The sequence below is a fragment of the Ralstonia nicotianae genome, assembly GCF_018243235.1.
Taxonomy (GTDB): domain Bacteria; phylum Pseudomonadota; class Gammaproteobacteria; order Burkholderiales; family Burkholderiaceae; genus Ralstonia; species Ralstonia nicotianae.
In genome coordinates this window covers 1,138,829-1,165,809 of the sequence record NZ_CP046674.1, presented here as the reverse complement: position 1 = coordinate 1,165,809, position 26,981 = coordinate 1,138,829, and the positions used below count along the sequence as shown (strand labels likewise).

19 protein-coding genes are annotated in these 26,981 nt (G+C 66.4%); 2 read left to right on the top strand and 17 right to left on the bottom strand.

Going from position 1 to position 26,981, the window contains the following annotated elements; genetic code table 11:
* Positions 1-42: 42 nt before the first annotated feature.
* The 15 genes from GO999_RS05410 to gspG all read right to left on the bottom strand — a co-directional run bounded on the left by GO999_RS05410 (position 43) and on the right by gspG (position 22,037).
* A complete protein-coding gene (locus GO999_RS05410) occupies positions 43-540 on the bottom strand; it encodes a hypothetical protein (protein WP_011002221.1) in 498 nt (165 codons plus the stop codon).
* Entirely contained in the window at positions 537-8,780 is an 8,244-nt protein-coding gene (locus tag GO999_RS05405; RefSeq protein ID WP_211906637.1) for an Ig-like domain-containing protein, read from the bottom strand. Before GO999_RS05405 ends, GO999_RS05410 begins: the two co-directional genes overlap by 4 nt.
* 20 nt (positions 8,781-8,800) lie before the next feature.
* A complete protein-coding gene (locus GO999_RS05400) occupies positions 8,801-10,399 on the bottom strand; it encodes a multicopper oxidase domain-containing protein (protein WP_211906636.1) in 1,599 nt (532 codons plus the stop codon).
* 10 nt (positions 10,400-10,409) lie between these two features.
* On the bottom strand, positions 10,410-11,915 hold the full coding sequence (locus GO999_RS05395; RefSeq protein ID WP_016726311.1) for a multicopper oxidase domain-containing protein: 1,506 nt from the start codon (positions 11,913-11,915) through the stop codon (positions 10,410-10,412).
* 174 nt (positions 11,916-12,089) lie between these two features.
* Positions 12,090-12,584, bottom strand: coding sequence for a type II secretion system protein (locus tag GO999_RS05390; protein WP_111374753.1), 495 nt, complete (start codon positions 12,582-12,584; stop codon positions 12,090-12,092).
* 65 nt (positions 12,585-12,649) lie between these two features.
* The gene (locus GO999_RS05385; RefSeq protein ID WP_011002226.1) at positions 12,650-13,042 is read right to left on the bottom strand and encodes a type II secretion system protein; all 393 of its coding nucleotides are present in this window, start codon (positions 13,040-13,042) and stop codon (positions 12,650-12,652) included.
* A 7-nt stretch (positions 13,043-13,049) separates the two neighbouring features.
* Complete coding sequence (locus GO999_RS05380; RefSeq protein ID WP_064477934.1) at positions 13,050-13,568, bottom strand: type II secretion system protein; 519 nt, start codon at positions 13,566-13,568, stop codon at positions 13,050-13,052.
* 3 nt (positions 13,569-13,571) lie between these two features.
* Complete coding sequence (locus GO999_RS05375) at positions 13,572-15,950, bottom strand: type IV pilus secretin PilQ (protein WP_211906635.1); 2,379 nt, start codon at positions 15,948-15,950, stop codon at positions 13,572-13,574.
* Positions 15,951-16,586, bottom strand: a complete 636-nt coding sequence (locus GO999_RS05370) for a secretion system X translation initiation factor (protein WP_225891648.1) — start codon at positions 16,584-16,586, stop codon at positions 15,951-15,953.
* A complete protein-coding gene (locus tag GO999_RS05365) occupies positions 16,583-17,149 on the bottom strand; it encodes a hypothetical protein (protein ID WP_020832421.1) in 567 nt (188 codons plus the stop codon). The genes GO999_RS05370 and GO999_RS05365 overlap by 4 nt, the downstream gene beginning before the upstream one ends.
* Entirely contained in the window at positions 17,146-17,676 is a 531-nt protein-coding gene (locus GO999_RS05360) for a hypothetical protein (RefSeq protein ID WP_211906634.1), read from the bottom strand. Before GO999_RS05360 ends, GO999_RS05365 begins: the two co-directional genes overlap by 4 nt.
* A complete protein-coding gene (locus GO999_RS05355) occupies positions 17,673-18,596 on the bottom strand; it encodes a hypothetical protein (RefSeq protein WP_240438053.1) in 924 nt (307 codons plus the stop codon). Before GO999_RS05355 ends, GO999_RS05360 begins: the two co-directional genes overlap by 4 nt.
* Before the next feature lie 4 nt (positions 18,597-18,600).
* Positions 18,601-20,304 (bottom strand): GspE/PulE family protein, encoded by a 1,704-nt coding sequence (locus GO999_RS05350; RefSeq protein ID WP_020832423.1) that lies wholly within the window; start codon positions 20,302-20,304, stop codon positions 18,601-18,603.
* Positions 20,305-20,311: 7 nt separating this feature from the next.
* Positions 20,312-21,514: a type II secretion system F family protein gene (locus tag GO999_RS05345; RefSeq protein ID WP_011002234.1), complete on the bottom strand. Its 1,203-nt coding sequence runs from the start codon at positions 21,512-21,514 to the stop codon at positions 20,312-20,314.
* Positions 21,515-21,569: 55 nt separating this feature from the next.
* Positions 21,570-22,037, bottom strand: a complete 468-nt coding sequence (gene gspG, locus GO999_RS05340) for a type II secretion system major pseudopilin GspG (protein ID WP_011002235.1) — start codon at positions 22,035-22,037, stop codon at positions 21,570-21,572.
* A 320-nt stretch (positions 22,038-22,357) separates the two neighbouring features.
* Between gspG and GO999_RS05335 the strand changes: the two genes are divergently transcribed.
* A complete protein-coding gene (locus GO999_RS05335; protein ID WP_011002236.1) occupies positions 22,358-23,509 on the top strand; it encodes a sensor histidine kinase in 1,152 nt (383 codons plus the stop codon).
* Positions 23,510-23,562: 53 nt separating this feature from the next.
* On the opposite strand, the gene GO999_RS05330 is transcribed toward GO999_RS05335, so the two are convergent.
* A complete protein-coding gene (locus GO999_RS05330; protein ID WP_011002237.1) occupies positions 23,563-24,279 on the bottom strand; it encodes a response regulator in 717 nt (238 codons plus the stop codon).
* 696 nt (positions 24,280-24,975) lie between these two features.
* A protein-coding gene (locus GO999_RS05325; protein ID WP_211906633.1) for an IS3 family transposase occupies positions 24,976-26,138 on the bottom strand; the annotation gives its coding sequence in 2 pieces (ribosomal slippage) (positions 24,976-25,883 and positions 25,883-26,138; 1,164 coding nt in all).
* Positions 26,139-26,494: 356 nt separating this feature from the next.
* Here GO999_RS05325 and GO999_RS05320 point away from each other — a divergent pair.
* A complete protein-coding gene (locus GO999_RS05320) occupies positions 26,495-26,869 on the top strand; it encodes a hypothetical protein (protein ID WP_011002240.1) in 375 nt (124 codons plus the stop codon).
* Positions 26,870-26,981 lie beyond the last annotated feature (112 nt).

The window sequence follows — 26,981 nt, the reverse complement described above, 5'->3', positions numbered from 1 at the left end:
ACGCCCCTCCTCTTCGTGTATGGGCAACAGCCGGTGGCGCGCTCACTCGACCGCCAACCCGTCGATATGCATGGCGCCGGCCAATACGCTGACGCGATCGCCAACCTTGATCAGGTTGCCCTTGTTGGAAAACACCATCCAATAGGATCGGCCCGGCTCCAGCTGCCCGACCTGCCGCAACTGCCCGACGGTATCCATCGCGGGCACCTGCAGCAGCGCCCCCGCTCGCGGCCCGAACAGATACGGCGTGATGTTCTTGTCTGCGAACACCTTGGCCACCGCCGGGTCGATCACGCGATAGCTCAGGCGGATCAGATTGCCCGATGCGGTCAGCCGCACGCTCAACTGGTCGACACCGCCGTAGGCTCCGTAGTAGTAGTCCGCATGGTCGGGCACCCGCATCGGCAAGTACGGCGACGCCCTGTGCGGCGTCCTGGCAAAGGCGGCGGATTTGCCGCCCCCTGCCTGCGGCGCGCCCGCGCAGCCCGCGAGCGCCGCCGCCATCGCCAGGGTCGCCGCGAGTGCTGCCGGCCTGTTCATCGCTGCGCTCCTTGCAAATTCAGCGGCAGCACCCTGAGTGGATTCAGCGGCAGCGCCCCCTGCTGGTTGCCACCTTGTTGCCCCCCCTGCTGGTTGCCACCTTGCTGGTTGCCGCCCTGCCCGGCAAGACCACCGATCGGCAACCACTCCACGGCGCCGATGTCGATCCGGCCCACGCGCGGGTCGCCGAAGAAATCGAGCGGCGGCGCGCCCTGCACGGTGCCGCCGCCGATCGCCGGCGAACCCAGCTGGATGGCGTAGTTGCCAAGCGGCATGCCATAGCTTGCGTTGCCGGGCACCAGGGCGGCATTGAACAGCGACAGCGGTCCGTACTGCAGGTTGATCCAGTTGTTGCCCTCGTCCGGCGTGGCAGACGGCGTGAGGCTGAACAGCGGATTCGGCAGCACGGTGTCCGAGATGCCCGGGGGCACCAGGATGCCATTGCCCCCCGCCTCCGGCGGCACGCGCGCCCCGTTGCAATACTGGCTGATGACCTGCGGATTGCCGGCCCGGTTGTTCTGGTTCGGATAGTCCGTCGCATCGGTCAGGATCGAGTACGTCGGGTTGAGCGTGTAGCCGGAACCATGGTTGTTGGCGGCCGTGTCTCCCGCGACACCGATGTCCCAGTAGACCGCGCCCGATGGGCAATACCCCGTCGGGTGGCCAGCCTGGTTCAGCGTCGGGATCAGCGTGACGATGTTTTGCAGCCCTTGGATGCCGGTGTCGAGTCCGCCCACCGTGATGTGGAACGTGCGGTTCTGCCAGAAGAGGTTGTTTGTCATCAGCGGGTTGGAAATCTTCGTGCAGTTCGGCATCCCGGCCGGGCAGGCTCCGCTCGCCCCGGTGAACGCGGTGTTGAGGTTGCCCGTGTGCGGCGCCGTTTCCAGACCGGCCGGCTGGTTGGTCGACGTCGTGATGGGCTGGCACGTGGTTTCCGCGCCCACCGTGGTGCAGTTCGGCGGGCCGACGTTGGCCTGCGCCGCGGCGTCGGTGTTGAACAGCACGCCGGACGATGCAGTCGCGTCGTTCGAGACGACCGTGTTGTTGATGAAGCTCACGTTCACGGCATCCTGCAGCGACACGCCCCCACCCGCCCAGCCGGCGACGTTGTTGCCGATGATGTTGTTGATCACCCGCACGGCATACCACTTGCTCGGGTCGCTGGGGCTGCGCTGCACGTCGGTGCCGTTGACCTGCTGCAGCCTGAGCCCGCCGCCCTTGCCGCTCTCGGCGGTGTTGCCGATCAGCAGGTTGCTGTCGATCACCAGGCCCGGGCCGGCACCATCGGACAACTGCGGAGCGCAATCGACATCGACCGTGGCGTTCTCGCAGAACGTGCCATCCGGCGGCACGCCCTGGGCGATGATGCCGCCGCCGTAGGTGGGCAGCGTCGGGTTGTTGCTCTGATTGAAGAGCACCCAGTTGCGCGCAATCTGGCCGTTGTAGCTGAAGCCGAAATGCGCCACCCCTCCGCCATCGCCGCTGCTGATGTTGCCACACACCCAGTTGTCGTTGAACTTGTAGTAGTCCGCGCCCGTGCAGAACGTCACCCCGCCCGCCGCGGACGGCGTGGTCGAGTTGATCTCGTCGCCGTACGAAGCGTTGCTGGTGACGGCGTTGTTGTGCACGTTCACATGGGTGTTGTACGCGAACGGCAACTGCGTCACGCCATCCGCCCCGCCGATGGTGCCGTCGGGCGTCTCCACCTGCCCCACGGTAATGCCCCCTGTCAGCGTGCCGGCGTTGCTCGACACGCGGTTGTTGGCAATCTCCATGTAGTGGTTCCAGCCGTGCACGAAGATCCCGCCGCCGCCTTGCGAGCTGTTCGAGAACGTGATGCCGTCGATGCGCGACGGATTGCACAGGAAGTTGCTCGAATACGTGTTGCAGTCCGCCGCGCTGTTGGTCAGCGGCGTGCAGATGCCGTTGGCCGTGCAGTTCGGATCGGCCTGCAGGCCATTCGCGCCCGCCACGTCGCGCACGCCCTTCCCGAGCACGGTGATGGCCGCGCCCTCATACGCCCCCATCAGCGTCGGCTCCATCAGCAGCTCGGCCAGATTGCCGTTGAGGTTCGCATCCCAGCCAACCGTGGGCTCGAACGGAATCGCATCGACCTGGCGCTGCATCGTCGCCGGGCAGCTGTACGGGCTCTTGCCGCTAGGATCGAACGGATGGTTCGAGGTGATCAAGCCGCCATCGAGCGACACGCCGAACAGGCAGTCGGCCTGCGCACGCCATGCGTCCATCTTGCCGGACGGATGCGTGGTGGCGTTGACGACGACCGACGGCGCCCCCACGCCCTGCAGCCGCACGGGCTTCCACATCAGCAGCATCTCTCTATAGCTGCCCGGCCCGACGACGATCATGTCACCCGGCATGGCGGCGTCCAGCGCCGTCTGGATCGCGTTGCCCGCCGCGTTTTCGCCGTTCACATAGGTCGGCGGCTTGCCGCCGACCGTGACGGTGACCGCATCGATCGACTTCTTGCCGTTGGCCGCGGTCACGACCAGCTCGCCGCAGAAGGTCTGCGGCTGCCCTGCCTGCTGGATCGGGCAGCTCGATTGCGCCGCGCTCAGGGACGGGACCAGCACCTTGATCTGGGTGTCGCTCCACGAGGTGGCCATTGCCCTCACGCCGCCGATCGTGACCGAGCTCGTGCCGCCTCGCGCCCCGAAACCGTAGTGGCGCTTGATGAACTTCTGGTTGAACGGCGCCGTCGTCGCGGCCGGCCCGGTATAGCCGCTGTTCGGCACGACCTGGTCTCCCAGCGCGTTGATCGTCAGGGTGTGCAGCGGTGCGCTCACCCAGGGTCCGCTGCCGCCTCCCGCCAGGGCATCACCCAGCACGGTGGAGATCGCCGGCGTGGCATCGGGATACGCGCAATCCGGCGGGTTGTATCCGGACGCAAACGCCTGCACGGGCACGACCGGGGTGTCCATGTACTGCGTCTGGCCGGGCATGAACGGGATCTCGTAGCAGAACTGGCTGTAGGCCGGGTTGTACAGCGGATCGCGGATGGTCTGGCCGGGATGCGCCGGGTCGGGCATGTCCGGATCGTTCATGCAGGCGACCATCATGGTCGGCGCGTAGCCGGTCGGGTTCGGCGGGTTGACCTCCCAGGTCGAGTAGTTCAGGCCGTTGAAGATGCCCCATTGGTCCGAATACAGCCGCGCGACCTCGTTGCCGGCAAAGTCCTTCATCGAGATCGGCACATTCGGCACCGCGAATTTCTCGCCGAACTGCGGCGAATACGGGTCGAACTCCGACGAGAAGTCATCCAGCATGAAGCCGGTGAAGTGCGAAGCGACGTGTGTCGAGCTGAACAGGTAGAACTTCGCCAGCACCGTCATCTGATTGTCGAGCCGCACCTCCTTGCGATCGCACAGGCGGCGCGATGCCCCGGCAAACGGCGCCACTTCCTTCGCGCCCGGGAACAGGCTCAGGTAGTCCGGCACGATGCGCAGGTTACCCGCGCACGGCCAGAAGGTCTCGGTCATGCCGGTGTCGCCCTCGCTGCGCGGGAACGTCACGGAACCGAGATGCGACGTGGGGTTCTGCGGGTTGTTGGCGTTGTAGGTCGCGTTCACCGTGGCCTGGTCCGGCAGGATGTAAATGTTGCTCAGACCGGCAAACTGCTGCGTTACGGGGGCGATGAAGTTGTCGCCGATCAGGATGTTCTTGTCTTCCTCCTTCATCAGTTCGTAGCCCGGCGGCACGACCACTTCGACCACGTACTTTCCGGATGGCAGCATCATCGTGCCGTCGCCGGTCGGATTGGGAGCGCAGACCGTAGGGTCACAGTTCGTGCCGGTCGGCTTGCCGGTGCGCGGGTCGCGGCTGGTCACGCTCGGGAACTGGTACATCCCATCGTATGGCGCGGGCTGCAGCTGGTTGAACACGTGCATGCCGTCGTAGCACTTGAACTGTGCGTTGCTCGGCAATGCGCGCTGCTGCGGATCAAGCCATTGCGTCGTGTTCTTCAGCGTGAAGAAGAACGGATCGGTTGCTTCCTGCCCCGGGCAGTTCATGTTCGGGATGCCGTCGGTGCGGAAGCCTTGCGCCCAGTCATCCCAACTGGTCGTCTTGGTGGTATCCACGAGCTTGAGCGTCGAGGTGCCGTCCACGGCGGCGGTCTCCTGATACAGGTTGACCGTGACATTGGGGATGTTCGGTATCCACCTCACGTGCACCGTGAGCGCGGGGTCGTCGAATGCGCGCGTCGACGCGTAGGCCACTTCGCCGCGGATACCGCCGTTCTCATTGGGCGCGAATGCCTTCTTGCCGAACTCGATGAACGCATTCTGCCCCGAGAAGCCCTGCCAACCCATCGTCGTCACCCATGGCGGATCGACACGGCCGGTCGACGGGCTGGTGCCCGTGCGATCCTTGCAGTCCGCGTCATTGCAGTAGACCGCTCCCGGCACCCGCAGGTTGGCCGGCAGATGGGCGGTGGGTGACTCAAGCGTGTTGGCCAGGTTCGCGGCAATCGTCGAGGTTCCGCCACCGGGCGTTCCATCGGGCGGACCGCCGGCGTCGTACACGACATGCACGCCGGTTTGCTTGTAGCGCGTCGTATCCGCCTCGACCACGTACCAGTTGAACAATGGGAACACTTCGTTGAATGGCGCGTAGCCGTTCAGATCCGTGTTGTTGAGGTTGGACATGCTGCCATCCCGGAAGCGCACGTTGGTCGGCACCAGCGCCAGGCCAGGATCACTGTCGCGCGACACACCGTCTCCCACCAGATCGATGAAGGTGCGCGTATACAGGTTCGTGTGCCACTGCAGCACGGCAATGTCGCCGACATCCATCGTCGTGCCGCCTTTGAGCGCCACCGCCCGCGCCAGCCCGTCGACGATCTGGTCGTTCCACTGGTCGAACACCGTGATCCTGAAGGTGCCGTCCGGCAGGCCGGCGAAGCTGAAGGTGCCGTCCGCGTTGCACTTGGTGAAGGCGATGTCATCCCCGTCGGTATCGCCCACGCTCACGTAGCACTGCGTGAACCCGAGCGACTGCCGCGAACCGCTGCCGTACAGGTTTTCGTTGGGCGGGCGGCTGTAGTGCAGATTCGTGATGCGACCCTTGATGCCGTTGGCACAGGCGACGCCATTGCACACAAGCGGCAGGCGGTCGTTGATGATCTTCGGATTGGCAAAGCCGACCGACACGTGGAATCCGGCCGGCCCGAACTCCTGGAAGTAGGCCGGGCCGCCGACCTTGATGAACGCGTCATGCGCTTTCTGGCCATCCAGCGTGTTGGTCTGCAGCCATTCCTCGCCGCGCGCGATGCGGTCGGCGGCCGGCGTCGCCACCACGCCGTAGCGGCCCGGCATCAGGTTGGCAATGACCGCCTGCCCCACCAGCGGCGAAACGGTCTGCCCATCCGATTCAAACTGAGGGCAGGTCGGGATCATGCCCACGATGCCGTCTTTTGCAGCCGTGATCGGGCATGCATTGAGACCGGTAGCCGGGTCGATCGTGCCGGCCAGCGAATTGGTCAGCGGCATGTTGAACATGTCGTAGCTCATCTGGCCCGTGGCGTCGCCGGTGCCGCCCGCGTCATCGAACAGCTTGATCTCGAAGCCGCCGAGGCCGGGCTCGCGCGCGCTACCCATGGCATCCGTGCCGCCATGCACGTCAACCTCACCGTTGAGCGGCGAATCATCTTCGAACACAAACACCGAGACCTTCGCCGTCTGCAACGGCGTCTGCTGCAGCACGACGCTGACCGTCTTCTGTCCGGCGGCGATCGGCGCGCCGCCCATGGCATGACCGCACTTGCCGCTAGGTGGTGCGAAATCCGCGCCCCCCGGCCCGGAAGGACAATCCTGCGCGATGCTGAATTGCCGTGCCCCGGCGGCGGGGTTGTTCGGATCGATCGGCTGCGGCACGCCCCCGCCGTTCGTGAACGCGTTGCCCGCGTCGCCCGGCAGGATCGATAGGTAGTAGCGCTTCTTCGGGTCGAGTGCGACCTGGCTCGGGTCGACCGGCACCTGCTGCACTGCGCTCGTGCGGCAGACCCCATTGCCGATGTCGCACACGGTGGGCACATGCGTATTGGTGGCCGGGTTGAAAACCGTCTGACCGAGTTCGCACGCATACTGCCCCACGCAACCCGATGCCACCACCGGCATATAGCTGGTGTGGAAATTCGTCCCCAGGCTCGGCACCGGCAGCGGCGGGCAGGTGGCCGGGCGGCCGGTGGTCGAATTCACCTGGCACGCCGGGTCGATATAGAAGGTGCGATCCTCCTCGATGATCCAGCGGTAGTCGGTGATCGGCGTGCCGGTGTTCGCATCCTTCACGGCAACGGCAAGCCCGCTGCCCGCCTTGAAGGTGACGGTCACCGTGGCCGGCGTGCTCGAGGTGTGCTGCGCGTTGACGGCCTGGTACTGGAAGGTCACCGTCGCGGTGGATACGCCGGTCGGCGCCGTGGCGGGCGTGGCGACGAACGAGCCGTCCGGGCTGACCACGACGGTGCCGCCCTGTGCCGCACCGGACATCACGGCCGTCATCGGCAGGCCGGAGGGGTCCTTGGCATAGGACAACACCCCGGGCGAAGACACGCGCAGCTGGGAGGCGACGTTGCTCATGTAAGCCTGGTTGCCGGCCGTGGGCGCACCGCCCAGGCACCCGGCACCGGCCGCGCCCGGCGCGCAGGCGGCCAGCGCGGTCAGCGTCACGGTTCCCGTGATGCCGGCATTGCCGTTGGCTTCATAGACGAAGCTGTCCGAGACCGTGTTGGCATTCGGCACGTACGTGAACGTGCCGTCGGCATTGAGCGTGACGGTGCCGCCCTTCGCGGCGCTCAGCAGCGAGACGCCGTAGATGCCCGTCGCGTTGGCCATCACCCCTTTGGCCGGATCCGAAACCGTCAGCGTCGTGTTCGGCACGAAATAGTATTGGGAGGATTGGGCGACCACCCCGTTCACCGCGCCCATCTGCGTGGGCAGCACGCCGCCATTGACACTGAGATAGGCCTGCATGCCGCCGTCGCGCTGGTTGTCGGTCGACAGGCTCAATTGCCGGTCGAACACCGGCATGGCGGGCGCCCCCGCCGCGGGAGCGTTCATCATCACGTCGTACACCTTGCCGGCGGGCAGGAACACTTCGTTCTGAATCTTCCAGTTGCCCGGCTGGACGTTGCCGTCCTCCGCAATCAGGGCAAAGCCGGGAACCGCCGCATTGCTGCCCGCCGGCACCACTTGCGGGCCCACCATGGACGGCACGTGCATGCGCAGGCCGGCATTGACGAAACGCACCAGGACCTGGCCCGTCAACGGCGTGACGTTGCTGACCGAAAACTGCGAGCGGGCCGGATTGCTGCGGTCGAACGCAACGCCGTTGATCAGGTAGTAGCGCGGGTCATAGTTGACCACCGGCGGATAGCAGGTGCGGTACGTCGCCGAGGCGGGATTGCCGCACTGGTTGGGCTGGCCCGACCACGGCTTGGTCTCGCTGAAGCTGGGCGTCACCACGTCGAGGGCGATCTCGCGGTTGAGCGCGGGATCGATCTCGCCCAGCACGAGCGGCACGTCGGCGTCGTAGCTGATGTTTGGATACGCCTGCGCGCGAACGGCGCCGTTGGCTGGCGTGCGGACAACGAGCACGCCATACAGGCCCATCGGCCCCTGGATGGACGGATGCGTGCCGGACTCGATCAGATACGTTCCGGGCCGCAGGTTCTGCCATGTCAGCGTCGCGCTCGCGCCATGCGCCACTTCGGTAGTGAACGACTGCACACGCGGCAACTGCTGCGGAGGCTGGAACACCACGGGCGGCGGAGCTCCGGTGCCCGCGACACCGCTCGCGCCGACAACGATCGGCCACGTCGTCGCCGTCTGCGGCGCGTGCACGGGACTCGCGACCGAAGTCGCGGTGGTGCCCAGACCGCCACCGACCTGGTTCATGACCGCGAGCGAGGTCGGCACCGTGCCGGGCAGGTTGTTGGTCAGCTGGATCGTCAGCGGACCAGGGGGCACCGTGATCACGACCGGCGACCACCCCGCGCCGGCATTGGGATTCAACGCCGCGCAGGTGGCCGGCGCCGTGACGGCGCCGCACTGGTAGCGCCACATCGGCACCGCCTGGCCATCCGGCAATGCGGCGTTCGCGGCCGCCGCCGTCAGGCTGACGGTCTGCGCGAACGACACGCCGCTCGCCGCCGCCAGGATCGATGCCACCAGCCCAGCCTTGCTCACTAGGCCGAAGAGCATCGCATTGAACGAATCGGATCTCATCGCCTTGCTCCCTGGTGTTGCTAGTTGGCCTCGTTGATCACGAAGGCCTGCGGATCGACGAGCATCATCATCATCATTCCGCCGGGGAAGATGTTGTTCGTCGTAATTTCTCGCTCATTGTGCGAATGCCACATGAAGGCGAAACCTGCTTCCGTGGTGGGTGGATTCGCGATCGTCCCGGTCGGCGGCGTCGTACCGGTCGCACCGACGGCGCGAATCGTGGCATCCGGCCCGAGGTACGGGCTGCCCCCATACCAGGCCCCATTGGAAAAAATGTTCGGATCGGGCAGCGTGACCGGCCCCCCGCTGTTGACATCGCCGAAGGGGTGCGCCTCGAGCGGCTTGTCATGGTCGGCGCACCATTCGTAGTAGTTGGGCGCCGTGGGATCCTGCGTGTAGTAGCCGTTTGCATCGGGAATGCAGACGCTGCCGTCGCCGGGCTTGTGCCCGTACACATCCCAGTTCAGCCCCCTGCCTGTCCAGTAGAAGATCCCGTCCATGGCCAGGCCAGGCGTGGTGGTGGTCGTAAACAGCAGCGGCCCCGCGACCTTGCTCGGATCGCCTTGGCTGAGCAGCAGGTTGCCGTCGCGCGCCAGCACGCGCACGTGGTTGCCGTGCTCATGGAACGGATGCTGCCAGCGCCCGGTTCCGATGATGCGCAGCAGCACCAGCTCGCCCGGATGCATGTGCGGGTTGCCGTTGTAAGGCTGGCTCGGATACTGCGGCGCGTAGTTGGTGTCCATGTCATCCGGCATCGAGCGGCCGTTGACCATGAAATACGCGGGGTGATACGGCTCGGTCCGGACGATCATGCAGCCGGCGGGCTGCGCGCACGGCAGACCGGCCTGCTGCTCGGCCTGCACATGAATGGCCGGATCGATCTCCGAGAACTGGAACAGGTATTCCCGGTCGTAGCACGCCATGCTGTGGTTGTAGGCGGCGGCGGCGTTGCGGTAGTCGGGCTGGCCATCCGGCAGCAGGCCGCTCACCGCGCGGCATCCCGCGGGCACCGCCACCGAGCCCGATGCGGTCGGCAGCACGATCAGCGCGCCATACAGCCCCATCTCGACCTGCAGGTCGCCCTGCGTGCCGCTGTAGTACGCATGCGTGCCGGGCGTGGTTGCGATGAAGGTGTACGTCACCGTCTTCCCCGTCTGTGCCTCGCGCGTGAGCAGGCCCTGCACGCCGGTCGGCGTGCCCGAGCACGCGCCGGTGTTGGGATCCAGCGTGCCGGCACACACCTGGAAGCCCGGGAACAGGATCGAGGTGTTGCCGGCGGCCGGCGGCAGGTTGTTGGTGAGCGTGACGGTCACGACGTCGCCCTGATGGACGATCAGCGTGGGGCCGGGAAGCTGCATGCCCGGACAGTTCTGCCCGGACAGCGGGTTGACGCTGGGCAGGAAGCCCGGCACGGTGCGCGGGTTGCATCCATAGCCCCAGGAGTAGACGCTGGCGCCGTCCGGCTGATTGGCGCGGCCCGGCTGGGCGGTCAGATCGAAGGTCGGGCCGGTAATCCCCGGCACCGCCGCACGGGCGACGACCGGGAGCAGCGAGAGGACGGCGGCCGCGGCAAGGCGCCACAGCCCCGCCTTCCACGTGTTGAAAGTCATGTGGCTCACGGCTGTTCTCCTAGGGGGTGCATTGCTTGGTTGCCGGGTCCACCGCGCCGCAGATGTGCACCTCGGTCATCAAGCCGCCGAAGTTCTCCGCATCGTTCGACAAATGGTCGAGATTCGGCGTGTACAGGTAGAACGTGGAACCTCGCGGATAGCTGCTCGTGTCGCTGGCATCCAGCAGGACGTCAAGCGACTCGCCGCCGCCCAGCGTGATCGAGTTCGCGTAGTACGTCATGTCGCCGCCGGCCATGTCGCGCAGCAGGCGGGCATTGATGCCGATCACGTGCATTGGAATGCCGAGCGACGCCAGCGTCTGGTATTCGGTGACGTCCAGGTTCGAGATGCGCAGCAGCGCCTTGCCGCCGGCCGGGATATTGATGACGGTCGGCAGCGGCTGCGAGTAGTGCAGCGCGCCGTCGGACGAAGGCGTGGTCATCGGTCCCGTCGTGATCGTGTCCGGATAGCTGCGGCCGTTCAGCATGAAATACTTGTCCTTCATGTCGGTGAACGGCTCGGGGTTGAACGTCATGCCGATGAAGTGGAAGTTGGGGTCGAAGCCGTGGATCTGGATCGGGTACTCCACGTCGTACGCGGTGGAGCCGTCGCCGTCGTTGTAGGCGTACAGCGTCGGCGTGCCGTTCTTGTTGTTGAGGCGCTTGACGGCATTGGTGGGCGGCAGCGGCGTGGAGCACAGGATGTCGGTCGCGCCGCAGGCGGTGCGAAGATCGGCCTGCTGCCCGACCAGTGCCGTATACAGCGCCGCTCCGGCCGGCACGCGGTCCTGGCGCGGCCGCACATAGATCTGGCCGACCATGCCCATCTGCAGGTGTTCCGGCGGAGTGATATGGCAGTGCCAGAAATAGGTGCCCGCGTCCGGCGCCAGGTAGTAGTACGTGAAGCTGCCGCCGATGTTGATGGCGACCGAGGCATCCGGCACGCCGTCATAGAACGACGACGCATTCGGGTAGCCGTGGAAGTGCACCGTGTGCCGCTCGAACAGGTCCGGACGCATGATCATGCCGACGTTGGTGAGCGTCAGGAAAAACTCGTCGTCCTCGTCGATGGCCATCAGCGGCGCGGGAATGTTGCCGTTCATCACGCCGATGTCCATGATCGGCCGCGGATCGACGTGGCCGTCGATCTGGTTGGGGGGCACCGAGTTCGGATCCGGCGTCAGGCCCACCGCGCCATTGAACGTCGTGTCGGTGTACGGATTGCCGAGCGTATTGAAGATCGACGCCGGCTGGGTGCCGGGCAGGCCGTTGCGGATATCGGCAAGGCCGGAGAGCGGACCGAACGAAAACATATAGGTCTGCACGCCGTCGGCCATGGTCGAATAGCCGTCGCCGCCGGAAATCTGCTGACACTTGATCCCGCCGGGGAAATTGCTGTTCGGGTTGTGCGTGATCGTCGAGGTGGGACACTGCACCCGGAACGACTGGGCATGAACCGGCAGCGCAACAAGCAGCGGCAACAGCAGCGCCACGAGCCCGCTGCGTGCCGCACGGATAGCGAACATATGACCTCCTTGCACCTGGTCATTGCGCGCGGTGCTACGTGTCGGGCGCCCTGTCCTGCCCGGGTAGCCACCGTGCCGTCTTGATTTCCCGTCTCCCCGCATGTCTATTTTGGAAAGCCGGGGCGGCTTCCGACATGGGTCAACCTCCTACTGTTGCGGTAGGGCAAACCAGTGTCAGCGCGCGGGGCGGCCCGGCTTGGTGGTCAGTCTCGGCGGCAGGCCCGGCAGGCTGCCCGCGGCGGACCGGCCCATGCCCGGCATCGGGTAGATGAACGCCCAGTCGGCATAGGTCTGTGCGTTGGAAAAAAACGCGTATCGGCCCGGAAAATTCGCGTGCTTGATCGGCACGCCGTCCGACCGGCTGTGAATGCCGTAGATGCCGGTGCCGTCGCGCAGCAGCTCCCAGTCGTTGCGCCCGGTGACCGGGTCGGGGTACGCGCGGCGCAGATGATGCATGGGCACGGGGAAGCGTTTGTCGTCGATCAGGTCATCGATGGACATCGGCAGGCTGCGCCCCACCAGGTAGTAGCGTTCGATGGCCTGCCGGTACTGGTTGCCCACGAACAGCAGCGCGTCTTCCTGCTGGCGCCGCCGCTGCAGGGCCCACACGTCCATCCCCGCGAGCAGCGCGATCGACGCGAGCATCAGGGCGATCAGCAGCGTGAGCATGACCAGGCCAGGCGAGCGCTGCCGCCGCCAGGGCCGACGCGTCGGGTACCGATGCCGGGCGCCGCTCATTTTGCCGCCACCGGTTCGGACGCGGCCGCCGGCACGCCCGCCTCGCGCGCCGGGCCCACGTCGTAGATGCCGGTCTTCGAGGTGTCCGGCGGCGCAATGACGGCCCACGCGGTACCGCCGCTGACCGGGTCCACCGGAATGCCGCGCAGATAGCGCTTCGCCACCAGATCGTCCAGCGTGTCCGGGTACTGGCCGTTGTCGCCGTAGTACTTGTCGATCGCGTCCCGGATCACGGCCAGATTCTGCTGCTGCACCTGGGCCCGCCCGCGCTCGATGCTGTGGAAGTAGCGTGGCAGCGCAAGCGTCAGCAGCAAGCCGATGATGGCCATGACCACCACCAGCTCGATCAGCGTGAATCCGCGGCGGCGCGCGTGCGGTGCTTGTGTCATGGTGGCCTCACCAGTCCTTGTACGGAATGCCGTCCAGACCCGTGCCGCCGGCTTTCGATGTGACATCGAACACGTCGTCGCCGCCGGTCCCGCCATCCACCGGCACGCCGTATGCGCGCAGGTTCCAGGTATCGGCGGCAGGCGTGGAGGCCTCGCCCGTGAAGAACGGATCGCGCGGCACCCTTCGCAGGAACATCAGCAGGCCGCCTTTCGGGTCCTTGGCGTCCTTGACGCCCTCCACCAGCACCGCGAGCGACGGCGGGTAGCCGGACGCGCCCGCCTCGTGCTCGACCGAACCCGAGTCGCTCGCTTCCTTGTACGCATCGATCGCGGTGCGGATCTCGCGCAGCGCCACCCGCAGCGCCTGCTCTTTCTGGCGCTGCACGGCCAGCTCGGAAAGCGGCACGATGGCCATGGCGACGATGCCCACCAGCGCAAGCGTGATGACGAGCTCGATCAGCGTGAAGCCGTGGCCGCGGCAGTTCGCGCGGCCACGGCCAAGGTGGAGGTCCTTCAGGCGGACCATGGCTCAGTACGCCCCCGTCGGGATCGGATGCAACGGGTTATCGCTCGGCATGTCGCTCGGCGGCGTCGGCACGATCGGCGGCGGCGATGCCGCTGGCGGCGCGGCGGCGGGCGCGGCGGGCGCTGGCGTGTATGGCGCTGCCGGCGCGGGTGCGGGCGGTGCGGCCTCGGTCGGGCTGACCGCTGCCGCTGCCTCGGGCCCGGCCGTGCCAGCCGCCGGTGCTGCTGCTGGTGCCGCCGCTGCCGGCGCTGCCACCGCCGCAGGCGCAGCTGCCGGTGCCGGTGCCGGCGGCGCCGGTGGCACAACCCCTTCGGGCGGCGGCACCGTGGTCATGAAGCGGCCACCGAACATTGCCGGCGGCGGCGTCGTGCGCGGCGCGGCGGGCGGCTGCCCAAACGCGCCGTTGGGCGGAACCACGCCGCTGGCCGCGGCCGGCGCGGCAGCCTTGGGCGTCTGTTCGCCACCCGTGGTGCCGCCGCCGACGGCGCCCGGGGAGACGACCGCCACCCCGGCGGCCGGCGCCGGAAGCGCCGCAGCAGGCGCAGCAGGTGTGGCAGGCGCGGCGGGCGCGGCCACGCTCGGCGGATCGAGCCGCAATTGCTCGGTGCGCACAGTGCTGTCGGTGCCGGACCAGATCTCGCGCGTATCCGCATCCGCCGCCAGCTGCGGCCGCACGATATGCGGCGTGATCTGCAGCACGATCTCGGTCTTCTTGTGGTCGCCGTTGTGGTTCGAGAACAGGCGCCCAAGCACCGGCAACTGCCCAAGCCCCGGAACCTTGTTAGCCGCGTCCCGATCCTCATCCTGGATCAGGCCGCCGAGAATCTGGGTCTCGCCGTCCTTGAGCCGCAGCGTCGTCGACGCATTGCGGGTGCCGATCTGGTAAGCGAGCGAGCTCAGGCCGGTCTGCGCGTTGCTGCTCGAAATGATCTGGGTGATGTTGCTGACCTCGAGGCTCATCTTGATGCCGACATCGTTGTCCCGGTACACCTGGGGCTCGACCTCCAGCTTGATGCCGACATCCAGGTACTGGATCGACTGCGAATAGACCGGGCCGCTGGTGCTCGGCACGCTGGAGCTCGAGATCACGGGCACCTTGTCGCCGATCAGGATCTTGGCCTTCTCCTTGTTGCGCGTGCGGATGCGCGGGCTCGCCAGCAGGTTCGCGTCGGTATCGGTCAGCTTGAGATTGGCCGTCACCGACAGCCCGCTGGCCGTGAGCTGATTGGCCGTCAGGTGATGCAGCGCGCCCCACGTGCTTGCCGAGGACGGCGTCCCGAGCGAGAAGCTGTTCGGCCAGTCGATGCCCAGATCGGTGAGCCGGTCGCGCGACACCTCCAGCACCTCGACTTCCAGCATCACCTCCGGCTCGGGCAGATCCTGCGCGGCGATCATCCGCTCGGCCACGCGGATGGTCTCGGGCGTCGCCCGGATCGACACGGTATTGGCCCGTTCGTCGGTGACGATCTCCTTGATCTTCAGAAGATTCTTCAGCAGCGTGTCGATGTGCTTGGCGTCCGTGTTGGACAGCTGGAACGTGCGCACCTTGAGGTCCTGGTATTCCTGCTGCTTGGCCGGCGTGGCCGGATAGATGAACACCGTGTTGGCGTTGAGCACCTTCTTCGCGAGCTGGTTCTGCAGCAGGATCATGTCGACCGTGTCTTCGAGCGAGGCATTCGAGACGAAGATCGTGGTCTTCAGATCGACGCGCACATCGCGATCGAAGATGACGCTCAGGCCCGTCGTGCGCGACAGCGCTTCGAACACCATGCGCACGTTGGCATCCCGGAACTGCAGCGACACCGGCTTGCGCATGATCGACGCCGCGGCGTTCTTCTCTTCGGCGGCCTGCTTTTGCAGACGCCGCTTCTCGCTGATCTCGCGGTAGAGGCGCAACGCGCCGGCATCATTCGGATTCTCCGCGAGCACGTGCTCGACGCGCTCGGCCGCGCCATCATACGAGCCGCGCGCCATCATCCGCTCCGCTTCCTGGAGCACGGCGCCGTTGCGCCGGTCGACGTCGATGGCGGCGGCGATGCGCCTGCCGCGCTCGTTGCCCGGATCCAGCCGCAGGGCTTGCAGGAGCAGGACCTGGGCCCGGTCGAAATCGTGGATGAGGCGCAGCCGGTCCGCCCCGTCGAGCAAGTCCTTGACCTGGCGGTCGCGCTCATCCATGTACTTGAGCTTGAGCTGCGCGTTGGTCGGCTCCCGCTGGCTGGTGGTCTGCAGCTGCTCGATGTCCCTGGTGGTGGCGCACCCGCCGATCAGGACCACAGCCATGGCCCACGCCAGACCGTTGTGCGGCGTGGCGGCGCTTCGATCGGGGAACGATGGGCAGCGGTCCGCTTCAAGCGCCGCACCCGGACGGCAGGACGGTTTCATTTAGTTCCCCTCGCCTTGAACGGACATCACTTGCCGCTGGTTGAGCGGCAGGTAGGTAAAGCGCGCTTCCGTGGCCGCGATCGATTCGAATCGGTACACCCCGTCGATCACATCCCCGGGCGAAACGATCAGGAGCCGGTCCCCGCTGCTGATGAACACCTGCGGCTTGGCCGCCTCTGGATTGAGCGTGCCGAGGTACACGAACGGCAGCGCAGGCGCGCTCGGCGGCGGCGCCGGCTCGGGGGCGGGCGCTGCCGCCGCGGGTGGGGGCGGCGGAGGCGGCAGCCATGACAGCACGGTGAACGGATCGTTCTCCGACTCCGGAGAAAGCGGCGGCCGCAAGGCGGCAAGGCGCGCGCGCGGCGTCGGCCCGTCCGTGCCGGTGGCGGGCTGCGCCTGGGCGTCTGCCGTGGCCGGCTTGGCCGCGGTCCGGTCGGATCGATGTCCCGCGCGAGCATCGGCGGCGCCCTTCCCGTCCGGCAAGCCCGACTGCGCCACCGCTTGCTGCCCGCTGTGCGGCACCGCCGCCTCCGCGCGCGACGCGTGCAGGCGCTGCACGCCGATCCAATAGGACAGCGCGGCGATGGCAATCACCGCCACGCCGGCCAGGCTGCGCATGACGAGGGTCGGTCTCATGATCGGCTCGCCCGGTAGATCAGATCAAACCGGATGCGCGCGTCCAGCACATCGCCGCTGACCGCGGGCCGCTCGACGTGAATCTCCTGCAGCGCGGCGTTGGGCAGGCTGTTTAGCACCAGCGCCACGAAACGCCGGATCGCGACATAGCGGTCCTTGACCGGCAGCAGCACCTGGTAGGTCGTGTACGCGCCGGAGCGATCGGCCCCGATCTGATACTGCGCGGAGCCGAGGGTGAGATTCACCGCGCGCGCCTGCGCCAGGATCGTCGCCACGTCGTCGCTGCTCTGGGCGAAGAGCGGGAACCGTTCGGGCAATGTGTCCAGCAACTGTGCATCCGAGTCGGCGCGCGCCGCATGCGCGGCCGCCTGCGCCGCCGCGGCGCGCGCCAGTTGCGCCTGGTGATGCAGCTCGCGCGTGCCGGATTCGAGCGCGGGCGTGGCCAGCCGGGCTGCGGCGGCCACGGCCAGCAGCACGGCACCGGCCAGCCCCGTCCAGCCGAACCCGCGCCGCAAGGCGAATTGCACGGCCAACAGCGGATCGCGCAGCCCGGTCGCGCTCATGGTTTTCTCCACACCGCGGTGACCTGGAATCGCACCGGCACACCCGGCACCGTCGTTTCGATCAGGTGCGTGTTCAGCGCCGCCTCGCGCAACAGCCGGCTTTCCTGCAGATACTTGAGATAGCCGATCAAGGCCTCGAAATCCTTCGCTTCCGCCGTGATGCGGATCTGGCCTTGCGCGGGCATCTGGTCGATGCCGATCAGCGCCACGTCGTGCCCGCGATACCCTTCCACGATGGCCAGCAGGTCCTGCCATGGCACGGTCAGTTCGGACAGCACGGCACGGCTGTCCTTGGCCGTCCGTTTCTCGAGCGCGGTCGGCTCCAGCTTTGCGGCGCGCGTCTTGACCGGCGCGCTCGCCGCCACCGCGGCGAGTTCGGCGCGGGCGCGGTCGTTGTTGCGGTAGGCACGCCACAGCGCATCGCCCGCGAACAGCAGCAGCAAGGCGGCTGCGATCATCAGCGCAACCCCGGCCGTGGTCGGGCCGGTCCGGCGCCGCGCGAAGTCGATGTTGAGAGGCGACATCATTGCGCGAACCTCATCAGGCATCGTGCGGGAGCGTGGCCGCTGATGTGGCCCGTCAGCGGATGGACACGCTCGAAGCACGGGTCGAACTGCCGGGGGTCGACAGCCAGCCCGCAGAGATAGACCTCGCAGTCATCATGCTGCCGCACCAGGGACCGCTCAAAGACATGGCGGGCAACCTCGGCGATCGGCGCCGCAACACCGCCCGCATCGGCAAAGACACGCTGCGCGTCGTAGGCGAGCCAGCGGCCGCCATCGAGCGTCACGGCGTGCAGCATCGTTTCATCGACGACCAGCAGCAACCCATCGCGCCCCGCCAATGCCCGGCGCACGCGGTTCAGCCGCTGCGGCAGCCCCAGCGTGATGCTCCCGACCTCGACCCGGGCGGCGGCGCAGGCCTCGCCAATGCCATCCAGCAGCGAACGTGACAGCGCGCTTGCAAAAAGCGCGCGCCCGTCGTCGCGCAACTGCCAGCGCGTCGACACGGTGGACGTCTCGGCGCCGAACACGTCGGCAACGTACGCACACGCAACCTCATCGAGGTCGTGCGCGGACATCGAGCGAAAATCACCGCGCAGAATCGCGTGCTGCCCCCAGAAATCGTCCAGCACGATCGCCGCGCGCCGCGTTGCGCGGGCGCCGGCGCCTGCCGGCCCGGCCGTCGCCGGCGTGTCGCCCGTCAGCGCGCGGCGCAGCGCGTCCAGCGCACCCTGTTCCGTGTAGCGCAGCGCCGCATCGATCTCCACCATCAGGTCGGGGGCGTCGACATCGTCGGACGCGGATTCGGCCGTGGTGTCCGCCTGCGCGTCCGCGGATCGCCCCGAACGCAGCGCGCCCCACGCGCCAAACGCCGCGTGCAACCGCGACAGCACGCTTCGACGCCGGCCCAGCGCCAGCGCGCTGGCACCGAGTCCGATCGCCAAGGCCTCAGTCGACAAGCGTGACACGGTTGATCTCCTCAAGCGTGGTTTCGCCCGCGGCAACCAGCTTGACCGCCGCGGTGCGCAGCGTCGTCATGCCGCTGCGCATCGCCGCCTGCTTGATCTGCCCGATCGGCGCGCGCTCGGACAGCAGTTGCCGCAGTTCATCATTCATGCGCAGCGCCTCTGCGATGGCGCGGCGGCCGCGATAGCCGGTGCCGCGGCACGCCGCGCAGCCGATGCCGCGCCGAAAGTGGAAACCCTGCGCCGCATCGGGCTCGATGCCGGCGCGCGCGAGCAGCTCCGGCGCATACCGCTCCTGCGTCGCGCAATCCGGGCAGCAACGGCGCAGCAGGCGCTGCGCGATCACGCCGTTCAGCGCCGAAACAAAGCTGTACGAATCGACCCCCATGTTGGTGAAACGCCCGATCACGTCGAACACATTGTTCGCGTGCACGGTCGTGAAGACCTGGTGGCCGGTCAGCGCGGCCTGCACCGCGATCTGCGCGGTCTCGCTGTCGCGGATCTCGCCGACCATGATCTTGTCGGGATCGTGCCGCAGGATCGACCGCAGGCCGCGCGCGAACGTCAGCCCCTTCGCTTCGTTGACGGGAATCTGCAGGATGTCGCCCAGCTGGTACTCGACCGGATCCTCGATCGTGACGATCTTCTCGAGGCCGTCGTTGATCTCGGTGAGAATGGCGTACAGCGTGGTCGTCTTGCCGCTGCCGGTCGGGCCGGTCACCAGCAGCATCCCATAGGGCATGGCCGCGACCGTGCGCATGAACGACATGTCGCCCGCCTGGAACCCGAGCGCTTCGAGCGTGAGCCCGCCGGCGGCCTGCGAGAGCTGGTACCGGTCCAGGATCCGCAAGACCGCATCCTCGCCGAACTGGTTGGGCATGATCGACACCCGAAAGTCGATGTCGCGCGCCGCGTATTGCGCCTTGAAGCGCCCGTCCTGCGGCACCCGCCGCTCGGCGATGTCGAGCTCGGAAATCACCTTCAGCCGTGACAGCACCTGGTCGGCAAGCTCACGCCCCTCCATCCGGCTGACGACATTCAGGACGCCGTCGATCCGGTACTTGATGGTCAGCCCGCCGGCACGGCACTCCAGGTGAATGTCGCTCGCCTGCAGTTTCAGCGCGTCGTAGATGGTGGAATTGAGCAGCCGGACGATCGGGCTGTCGTCATGGCTGATGCCTTGCAGCGTCAGGGCCAGCGCGGCCGTCTCGCTGGCGCCCCGCACGGCGCCGTCCATCGCGAGCGTGTCCATCGCCCGCACATCCTTTTCGCGGGCGGCAAGATAGGCATTCAGATCGCCGACGCTCGCGAGCGACCACCGGTACGGCACGGTGGGGCGCGCGCGCATGCGCTGGTCGATGCAGCCGCGGATGCGGGCGTCGAGCGGATCGGCGATCACGAACAGCAGGCCCGCCCCGTCGCGGAAGCCCATGCACAGCCGCGCGGTGGCCTCGACGAACGGCATCACGCTGAAATCCGGCTCGAGCCCATGCATCTCGCGGATGCCGATGGGCGTCATCCGGAACGCCTGCGCAAGCAGCGCCAGCACCGTATCGGCGTCGGCATCGACATGCGCCGGCAGTGCCTCCAGCGCCCGGATGCCCGAGCCGTAGCGCTCGCCGAGTTCGCGCAAGGCATCGCGGTACAGGGTGCCGCGCGAGTCGGGGGTTGCGCAGTTCGTGTCCATGGCGCACCTACTGGACGCTCGACGCCAGTTGAAAGATCGGCAGGTACATCAGCACGACGATGCCGCCGATCACGACGCCGATCACCATCATCATGGCGGGTTCGACCAGCCGTGACGCCAGGTCGATCGCATGGGAGACGTGCGCCTCCTGAAAGGCGGCGATCTTGTCGAGCACCGGCCCCAGCCCACCCGTCTTCTCGGCGACCGTCAGCAGCCGGTAGGTGATCGGGTCGGCCAGCCCGCTGCCGAGAAACGCATCGGACATCCTGCCGCCATTGCGAATGCGCTCCATGGCCGACGCCAGCGCGGCGCGATCCGCGCGGCTGACCAGTCCGCACGCCAGATCGAACGCCTGCACGGCCGGGATGCCGCCATCGACCAGCATGGCCGACGTGCGGAAGAACTGTGCCTGCCGGTAGACACGGAAATGCTCGCCGACACCCGGCAGGGAGAGCAGCCGATCGGTGGCCCAGCTGCGCGTCGCCTGGCGACGCAACGCGCCGATTCCGGCCAGCACACAGATGGCAAACCCGACGGCGAGGCCCTGGCCATGCGCATGCACCATCGCGCCCCAGGCCATCAGCCATTGAGACAGCATCGGCAGCTCGCGCCCGCTGTGCTCCAGCAGCCCGGCGAAGCGGGGCACCACGAACGCGAGCAGGAACACGGCAACCGAGCCTCCCACGGCAAGCAGCACGGCGGGATAGATCGACGCGGACACCACGCGGGCACGCAAGGCCTGCAGCGTCGCGCTGTTCTGCGAATAGCGCTTCAGGCTGGCGGCAAGACCGCCCGTCTGCTCGCTGGCCTTGACGCAGGCCACCAGCACGGGCGGGAAGACGTTGTCCGCCAGCTCCAGGGCCGCCGACAGCGCGTGGCCTTCCTCCAGGCGCCGCAGCAGATCGCGATAGACCGCCGCCGATGCCTCCCGGCGTTCGTTGCTGCCGAGCGTGCGCAGCGCATCGATGACGCTCACGCCCGCATCGAGCAGCGCCGCGAGCTCGCGCGCGAACAGTTCGACGTCGAATGCCGTCCCTCCCAGCACCGTGCCGCGGATGCGGTGCCGGCCGCGCGCGCCGCCGGCCCGGACCGCGATCACCTTCCAGCCCCGTGCGTGCGCTGCCGCGGTCGCGCCGGCCGGCGTGTCGCCCTCGATGCAGACCGTCTGCACCAGGCCACCGGAATCGAAGACTCGCAGCAAGTACTTCACCTCAGCCCCCTCTAACGGCCCGGCCGCAGGCTTCACGGCCAGCCGGTCCGCGCCTTCACCACGATGTGACCGCCACGTTCTCGCCGGTGCCGCCGGGCTGCCCGCTCTTGCCCAGCGAGTACAGGTCGTATTCGCCGTGCTCGCCGGGCGACCGGTAGACGTACGGGCGATCCCACGGGTCGAGCGGAACCGCCTTCTTCAGATAGGGGCCGCTCCACCGCGGCTGGCTCTGCGGCCGCGTGTTGAGCGCGTCCAGGCCTTCCTCCGTGCTCGGATACGCGCCGACATCGAGGCGGTACTGATCGAGCGCCTTGCCGAGCGACTCGATCTGCGCCTTCGCGATCTTGAGGTTGGACTTGCCGATCTGATCGAAATACTGCGGCGCCACCAGGCCCGCCAGCAACCCGATGATGACCATCACGACCAGGAGCTCCAGGAGCGTAAAGCCCCCTTCCCGGCGCGCGCATCGACGTGCGAAGACGCTGCCGCCGTCATCCCGTGGGCAACGCAAGACCCCGATCATTCGCGTATCAAGCACCACGACGCCCCTCCCTTTCCGTCCTCCGGGACAGCCGGCCCAACTGGGCTTGATCTCATTCTTGTCTGTGCATCACGGTGGAAGAAGTGAGGAACCCCCTCCCCCTCGTATGGGTAACGCCCCGATGGTCGGTAGGCGCACAGCCCCCCGTTGCGCGCGGCCCGGCGAAACCTAAAATGTGATCACAAGAATCCCGAGGTCGCGATGGCCGAGCGCAGACACTGCGCATGCCGGCAATCGGCGCGTGCAGCAGCGGCGCGTATTGATGTCGCACCGCATCAACCGGTCCCCCGTTCGGAGGCCAGATGAAAACCTCTTCGCAGCGCGACGGCCGGCACCTCCACCTGACGTGGCGTGACGTCATCGATGCTGTCCGCAAGCTGACCGCAACCGTTCAGCCCAACGAACAGAACTTCGACGCGGCGTCCGATGTCCGCGGCGCGGCGTTTTGCATCCTGTCTCCCGACGGACATTTCGTTTCCGCGAACGACAGCACCGGCGCCATCTTCGGCTACTCGGGCAACGAACTGATCGGCCATTCCCTGGTGGACATGGCGGCGAACGGCGGACGGCAGGACATCATCGATGGGCTGTCGCGCTGTGCTTCGGGGACGTTCCATTCGTTTCGTGCGCAGCTGTCCATGCGCGGCGGCCGCCACGCCTCGGTGCTGCTGCACCAGCATCCGATCTTCGACAGCGATGGCTGCATCGGCGCATTGCTGACCATCTTCGAAGAGCCGTCCGCAAGCGAACCCGCTGCGCCGGACGCCGCCGCCAGCCCGCCATCGGCCGAACCGGATGCCAAGCGTCAATATGCCTTTCTGATGATCGGCCAGGAAAGGGAGCGCAAGCGGATCTCGGCTGAGCTGCACGATGGGCTGGGCCAAGCGCTGACGCTCGTCAAGCTGACGGTCGAGGATGCCCTGATCCATATCCATCGCAACAACATCACCGAGGCCGCCGAGCTGCTCAATACCGCCGTGCTGCGCATCCGCGAATCGATCGGCGACCTGCGCCGCATCTGCAGCGAACTGCGCCCCGCCCTGCTCGATCGCCTCGGCCTGGCCGCTTCGCTCGACGCCCTGTGCAAGCGTGTCGAACAGGAAGCGGGGCACCTTGCCGTGCGCTTCGATAGCGGCGTCGAAGACGAGGAGGTCCCCGACAACCTGAAGGCCGACATCTTCCGGATCACGCAGGAGGCCATGAACAACGCGATCAGGCATGGCGCGGCCACCGAAATCCGCCTGAGCCTGCGCCGCATCGAGAGCGGCATCCTGCTGACGATTCAAGACAACGGCATCGGCTTCGACACGCAGCCCCTGTTTGCCGACCCGGTGTCGCAATCCGGCCTCGGCCTGATCGGCATGCAACAGCGGGTCGAGCTCAACGGCGGCAGCTTCTTCATCCAGTCGAGCGTGGGCGACGGCACGCTGGTCTCCGCGCTATGGCGCGCATGACCACGGGCAGCCGCCCACGGTGACCTCAATACCGTCAAGCCACCGCCGCCCGTTCACCTCACCTCACGGCGATACGCCGGGGGCTCGATATTGGTGTCGCTTTGCAGATCCGACTGCGGTGCGATCAAGCCCAGGCCGATCGCGGCAAGCACCAGCCCGGTCACATTGCCGACGCCGAGCTTTTCCATCAGGTGCGCGCGGTATTTCTCGATCGTCTTGGGACTGAGGTTCAGGTAGAGCCCGACCTGGCGATTGGTCCGGCCTTCGGCCACGAGCTGCAGCACGCTGCGCTCGCGCGCGGTCAGCGTTTCCCAGGTGCTCTTGGGCGCCAGTGCCTCATGACCATTGACAAACGACTTGACCACGTTGCCATAGACATCGGCGCTCAGATGTCGCTTGCCCTGCATGACCGCGCGCAGCGCAGCCACCAGTTCCTCGAACGACGCATCTTTCAGGACATAGCCGTCGACCCCCACGCGCAGCGCTTCCCTCACATACTCTTCCGACTTGTAGACGGTCAGCACGACCACGCGGATCTGCGGCAGGCGGCGCTTGATCGTCGCCACCATATCGATGCCGTTCATGCCGGGCATCGACAGATCGGTCAGCACCAGGTCCGGGGCCAGCGAGATGGCCAGTTGGCACGCCTCCCTTCCGTCCTTTGCTTCCCCGACCACGTCGTATTCACCCAAGGCGGACAACATGGATCGCAGACCACACCTGAGCAAATGATGATCCTCCGCGATCAACAGGCGATGTACGGTGCTCACGGCGACTCCTCCTCAGTTCGGCCGCTTGGGCGCACCGGCCGCCTGAATTGTGTTCGTTGTCCCAAAACCTCACGGGAATTCCTGCCGCATAGTTCGAATGCTTCGGTCCGTTCGCCCCAGTAAAAAACGTGCGACGAAGCTCACACAGACTAAGCAAGGAATGCGCCATGCGGTCCATCACAAGAAGCGCGAGAAAGCCGCCATGCATCCGCGCGGCAAGCATGCGGCAAAGCGTTTCACGGACGTAACAACATGCTGTGCTGAACGCCTTGGCGCCCGCGCATCGCCCATCGAAACGCGGGGCAGCCGGGAGGGCGAAAGCCTGATGGGGCCTGCGTAAACGACCCATAGCCCCCCACGGCATGCGCTTGTAGCGTGCTGTGAGAATCCTGAAACAATTCGTAATACAGGTGGGGAGGCATTCCCTCTTGTGATCCCCATCCGCCACGCCGTGAAGCCGGGTCGCATTCCATGCCAAAGGATTGCGCCTCGGCGCGGAAACGTTCAATCCCCGCTGCCATGCAAGCAGTAGCAGGCCGGTTTCAGCGATGGCGAACCCTTGCGATGAGAGCGCTCGGATCGGGGGGAACATGCCCACCTACCGCTGAGCCGCCGACGTTGGCCGACCGGAAGTCGACCGACGACTCGAAACTACCGCGCGGTCCCGTTTTTCTCAACCCCGCCTCACTGTAGTGGTCAACCCATCCCGGACACTGCGTTAAGTTTTTGTTCCGCGACAGCCGGCGCGAGTCCGTCATTGAACTGATGTGGCCGTATCCAGTTGTACCGGTGCATCAGGTAATGGCTGATGTCCCGGTGTGCTTCATGCGCCGTCATGTAACCCACTGGCGGCAACCACTCGGTTTTCAGGCTGCGGAACAGTCGCTCCATCGGGGAGTTATCCCAACAGTTGCCACGACGGCTCATGCTCTGCTGTATCCGATAGCGCCACAGGCGCTGCCGGAACTTCCGGCTGGCGTACTGGCCACCCTGGTCCGAGTGAAACAGCAGTCCCTGCGCTCTGCCGCGCTGCTCATAAGCCATGTCCAGCGCCTGCACGACCAGATCGGCGTCGGGGCGTGTCGAGAACGCCCAGCCGACGACGCGCCGCGTGAACAGATCAAGCACCGCTGCCAGGTAATGCCAGCGACCCTGCGCCCAGACGTAGGTGATGTCACCACACCAGACCTGATTCGGCGCATCGACCTCGAACTGGCGGTTGAGGTGGTTTGGAATGTCGATTCGCTCGACCGTGGCCCGTTGGTAGGCGTGGCAGCCCGGCTGCTTGCAGATCAGCCCCAACTCCTCCATCAGCCGACTGACCTTGACGCGGCCAATGACCGTGCCTTCCTCGCGCATCATGCCCATGATGCTTCTGCTGCCAGCCGAGCTTCGGCTCTCGACGAACAGTTCGGGGACGCGACTGCGCAGCGCCATGCGCTCGACATCGACATGCCGAGCCCGCTCCCGATGGGCATACAGACAAGAGCGCAGCACATCACAGACCCCGCACACCAGTTCGACTGATTCGGTTTGGCAGACCCGATCGATTACCTCGTACGTTCGATGCCTTCCGACATCAAGAGCGCGGTAGCCTTTTTTAAAATAGCCTTCTCGCGCTCAAGGCGCTCAATACGCGCTTCAAGCTCCTGGATACGCTGCTGATCCGGCGTCATGGCCAAGCCTCGCGGCGTGATGCCCTGGCGTTCCATCTGAAGCTGCTGCACCCAGCGACGCAGCACCGACTCGGCGACGCCGACCGAGCGACTCGCTTCGATATGGCTGTAGCCCTGGTCGAGAACCAGGCAGGCAGCCTGCTGCTTGAACTCGGGGGAAAACGAACGTCGTTGCTTGACCATCAGGCACCTCTCTCCTGCGAGCATTCTCGCCTAAGTCAGTGTCCGGATTCATTAGACCACTACACTACTGAGGCCGGGGCGATTCATCTCCGATGACGTGCCAATGTTGTCGACCCTACGACTGCCTGACCATCCCTGCTCCAGCCAAGTTAGATAACCGGTTCAGGCGAGGCGGACCACACTGGCCGCGCCATTCGTAAATCATGTCGTCGTCGATGGGCGCCTGTTGCTCGAAAGCCCTTCAGCTTGGCGTTGTAGCAGGCCTAACCTTTGGTGCCGGACGGCTGGCCCATCGCTACAATAGGACAAGCGCAACGGCTGGTTTCCGGGCGTTCACGAAGGGGATAGGGGAAGAGATGACAACAGCGCGCGCTGGTACGCGAGAAGAAGCGCTGCGACTGCTAAACACGAGCGAAATTGCAGTTGTTGAGCTGGATTACGAAACCGGCTGGCAGGATGCCGTCGAGCTGGGCCGCATGGGCCAGAAAGCCGGGATTCGCGTGGAGTTTCGCAGCCAGGAAAACATCGCCGTCCGATCATTGAAGGCGCTTGTGGCTGGGCTCTCTCGCCCCAAGCTGACATTCCGCCAGCGGAATCTCTATTGCCAGTTCGATCTAGATGCGCTGCCCACGGGCGAGCTGGAGAAGCTGGAAGCCAAGACTGCAACATTTGGGGACTACATTCTTGGCGGTCATTTGCTGCACGACGTGGACGTCCGTTGGGACGAATAGAGGCAGGGAGCAGTAGAGTCCACTGTTGCTGATGATGCGATGTCGGAAAACCCAAGCAGACCGAAAGTCGCATACGCATTTATCTTTTCCTAGGGGCTTCGCCACCTAACCT

Coding starts and splice junctions, on each gene's coding strand:
- GO999_RS05360 (WP_211906634.1), bottom strand. CDS start 17,676: ATGATGTCGCCTCTCAACATCGACTTCGCGCGGCGCCGGACCGGCCCG.
- GO999_RS05380 (WP_064477934.1), bottom strand. CDS start 13,568: ATGGTCCGCCTGAAGGACCTCCACCTTGGCCGTGGCCGCGCGAACTGC.
- GO999_RS05335 (WP_011002236.1), top strand. CDS start 22,358: ATGAAAACCTCTTCGCAGCGCGACGGCCGGCACCTCCACCTGACGTGG.
- GO999_RS05365 (WP_020832421.1), bottom strand. CDS start 17,149: ATGAGCGCGACCGGGCTGCGCGATCCGCTGTTGGCCGTGCAATTCGCC.
- GO999_RS05375 (WP_211906635.1), bottom strand. CDS start 15,950: ATGAAACCGTCCTGCCGTCCGGGTGCGGCGCTTGAAGCGGACCGCTGC.
- GO999_RS05385 (WP_011002226.1), bottom strand. CDS start 13,042: ATGACACAAGCACCGCACGCGCGCCGCCGCGGATTCACGCTGATCGAG.
- GO999_RS05405 (WP_211906637.1), bottom strand. CDS start 8,780: ATGAGATCCGATTCGTTCAATGCGATGCTCTTCGGCCTAGTGAGCAAG.
- GO999_RS05320 (WP_011002240.1), top strand. CDS start 26,495: ATGACAACAGCGCGCGCTGGTACGCGAGAAGAAGCGCTGCGACTGCTA.
- GO999_RS05350 (WP_020832423.1), bottom strand. CDS start 20,304: ATGGACACGAACTGCGCAACCCCCGACTCGCGCGGCACCCTGTACCGC.
- GO999_RS05395 (WP_016726311.1), bottom strand. CDS start 11,915: ATGTTCGCTATCCGTGCGGCACGCAGCGGGCTCGTGGCGCTGCTGTTG.
- gspG (WP_011002235.1), bottom strand. CDS start 22,037: ATGATCGGGGTCTTGCGTTGCCCACGGGATGACGGCGGCAGCGTCTTC.
- GO999_RS05410 (WP_011002221.1), bottom strand. CDS start 540: ATGAACAGGCCGGCAGCACTCGCGGCGACCCTGGCGATGGCGGCGGCG.
- GO999_RS05370 (WP_225891648.1), bottom strand. CDS start 16,586: ATGAGACCGACCCTCGTCATGCGCAGCCTGGCCGGCGTGGCGGTGATT.
- GO999_RS05390 (WP_111374753.1), bottom strand. CDS start 12,584: ATGCTCACGCTGCTGATCGCCCTGATGCTCGCGTCGATCGCGCTGCTC.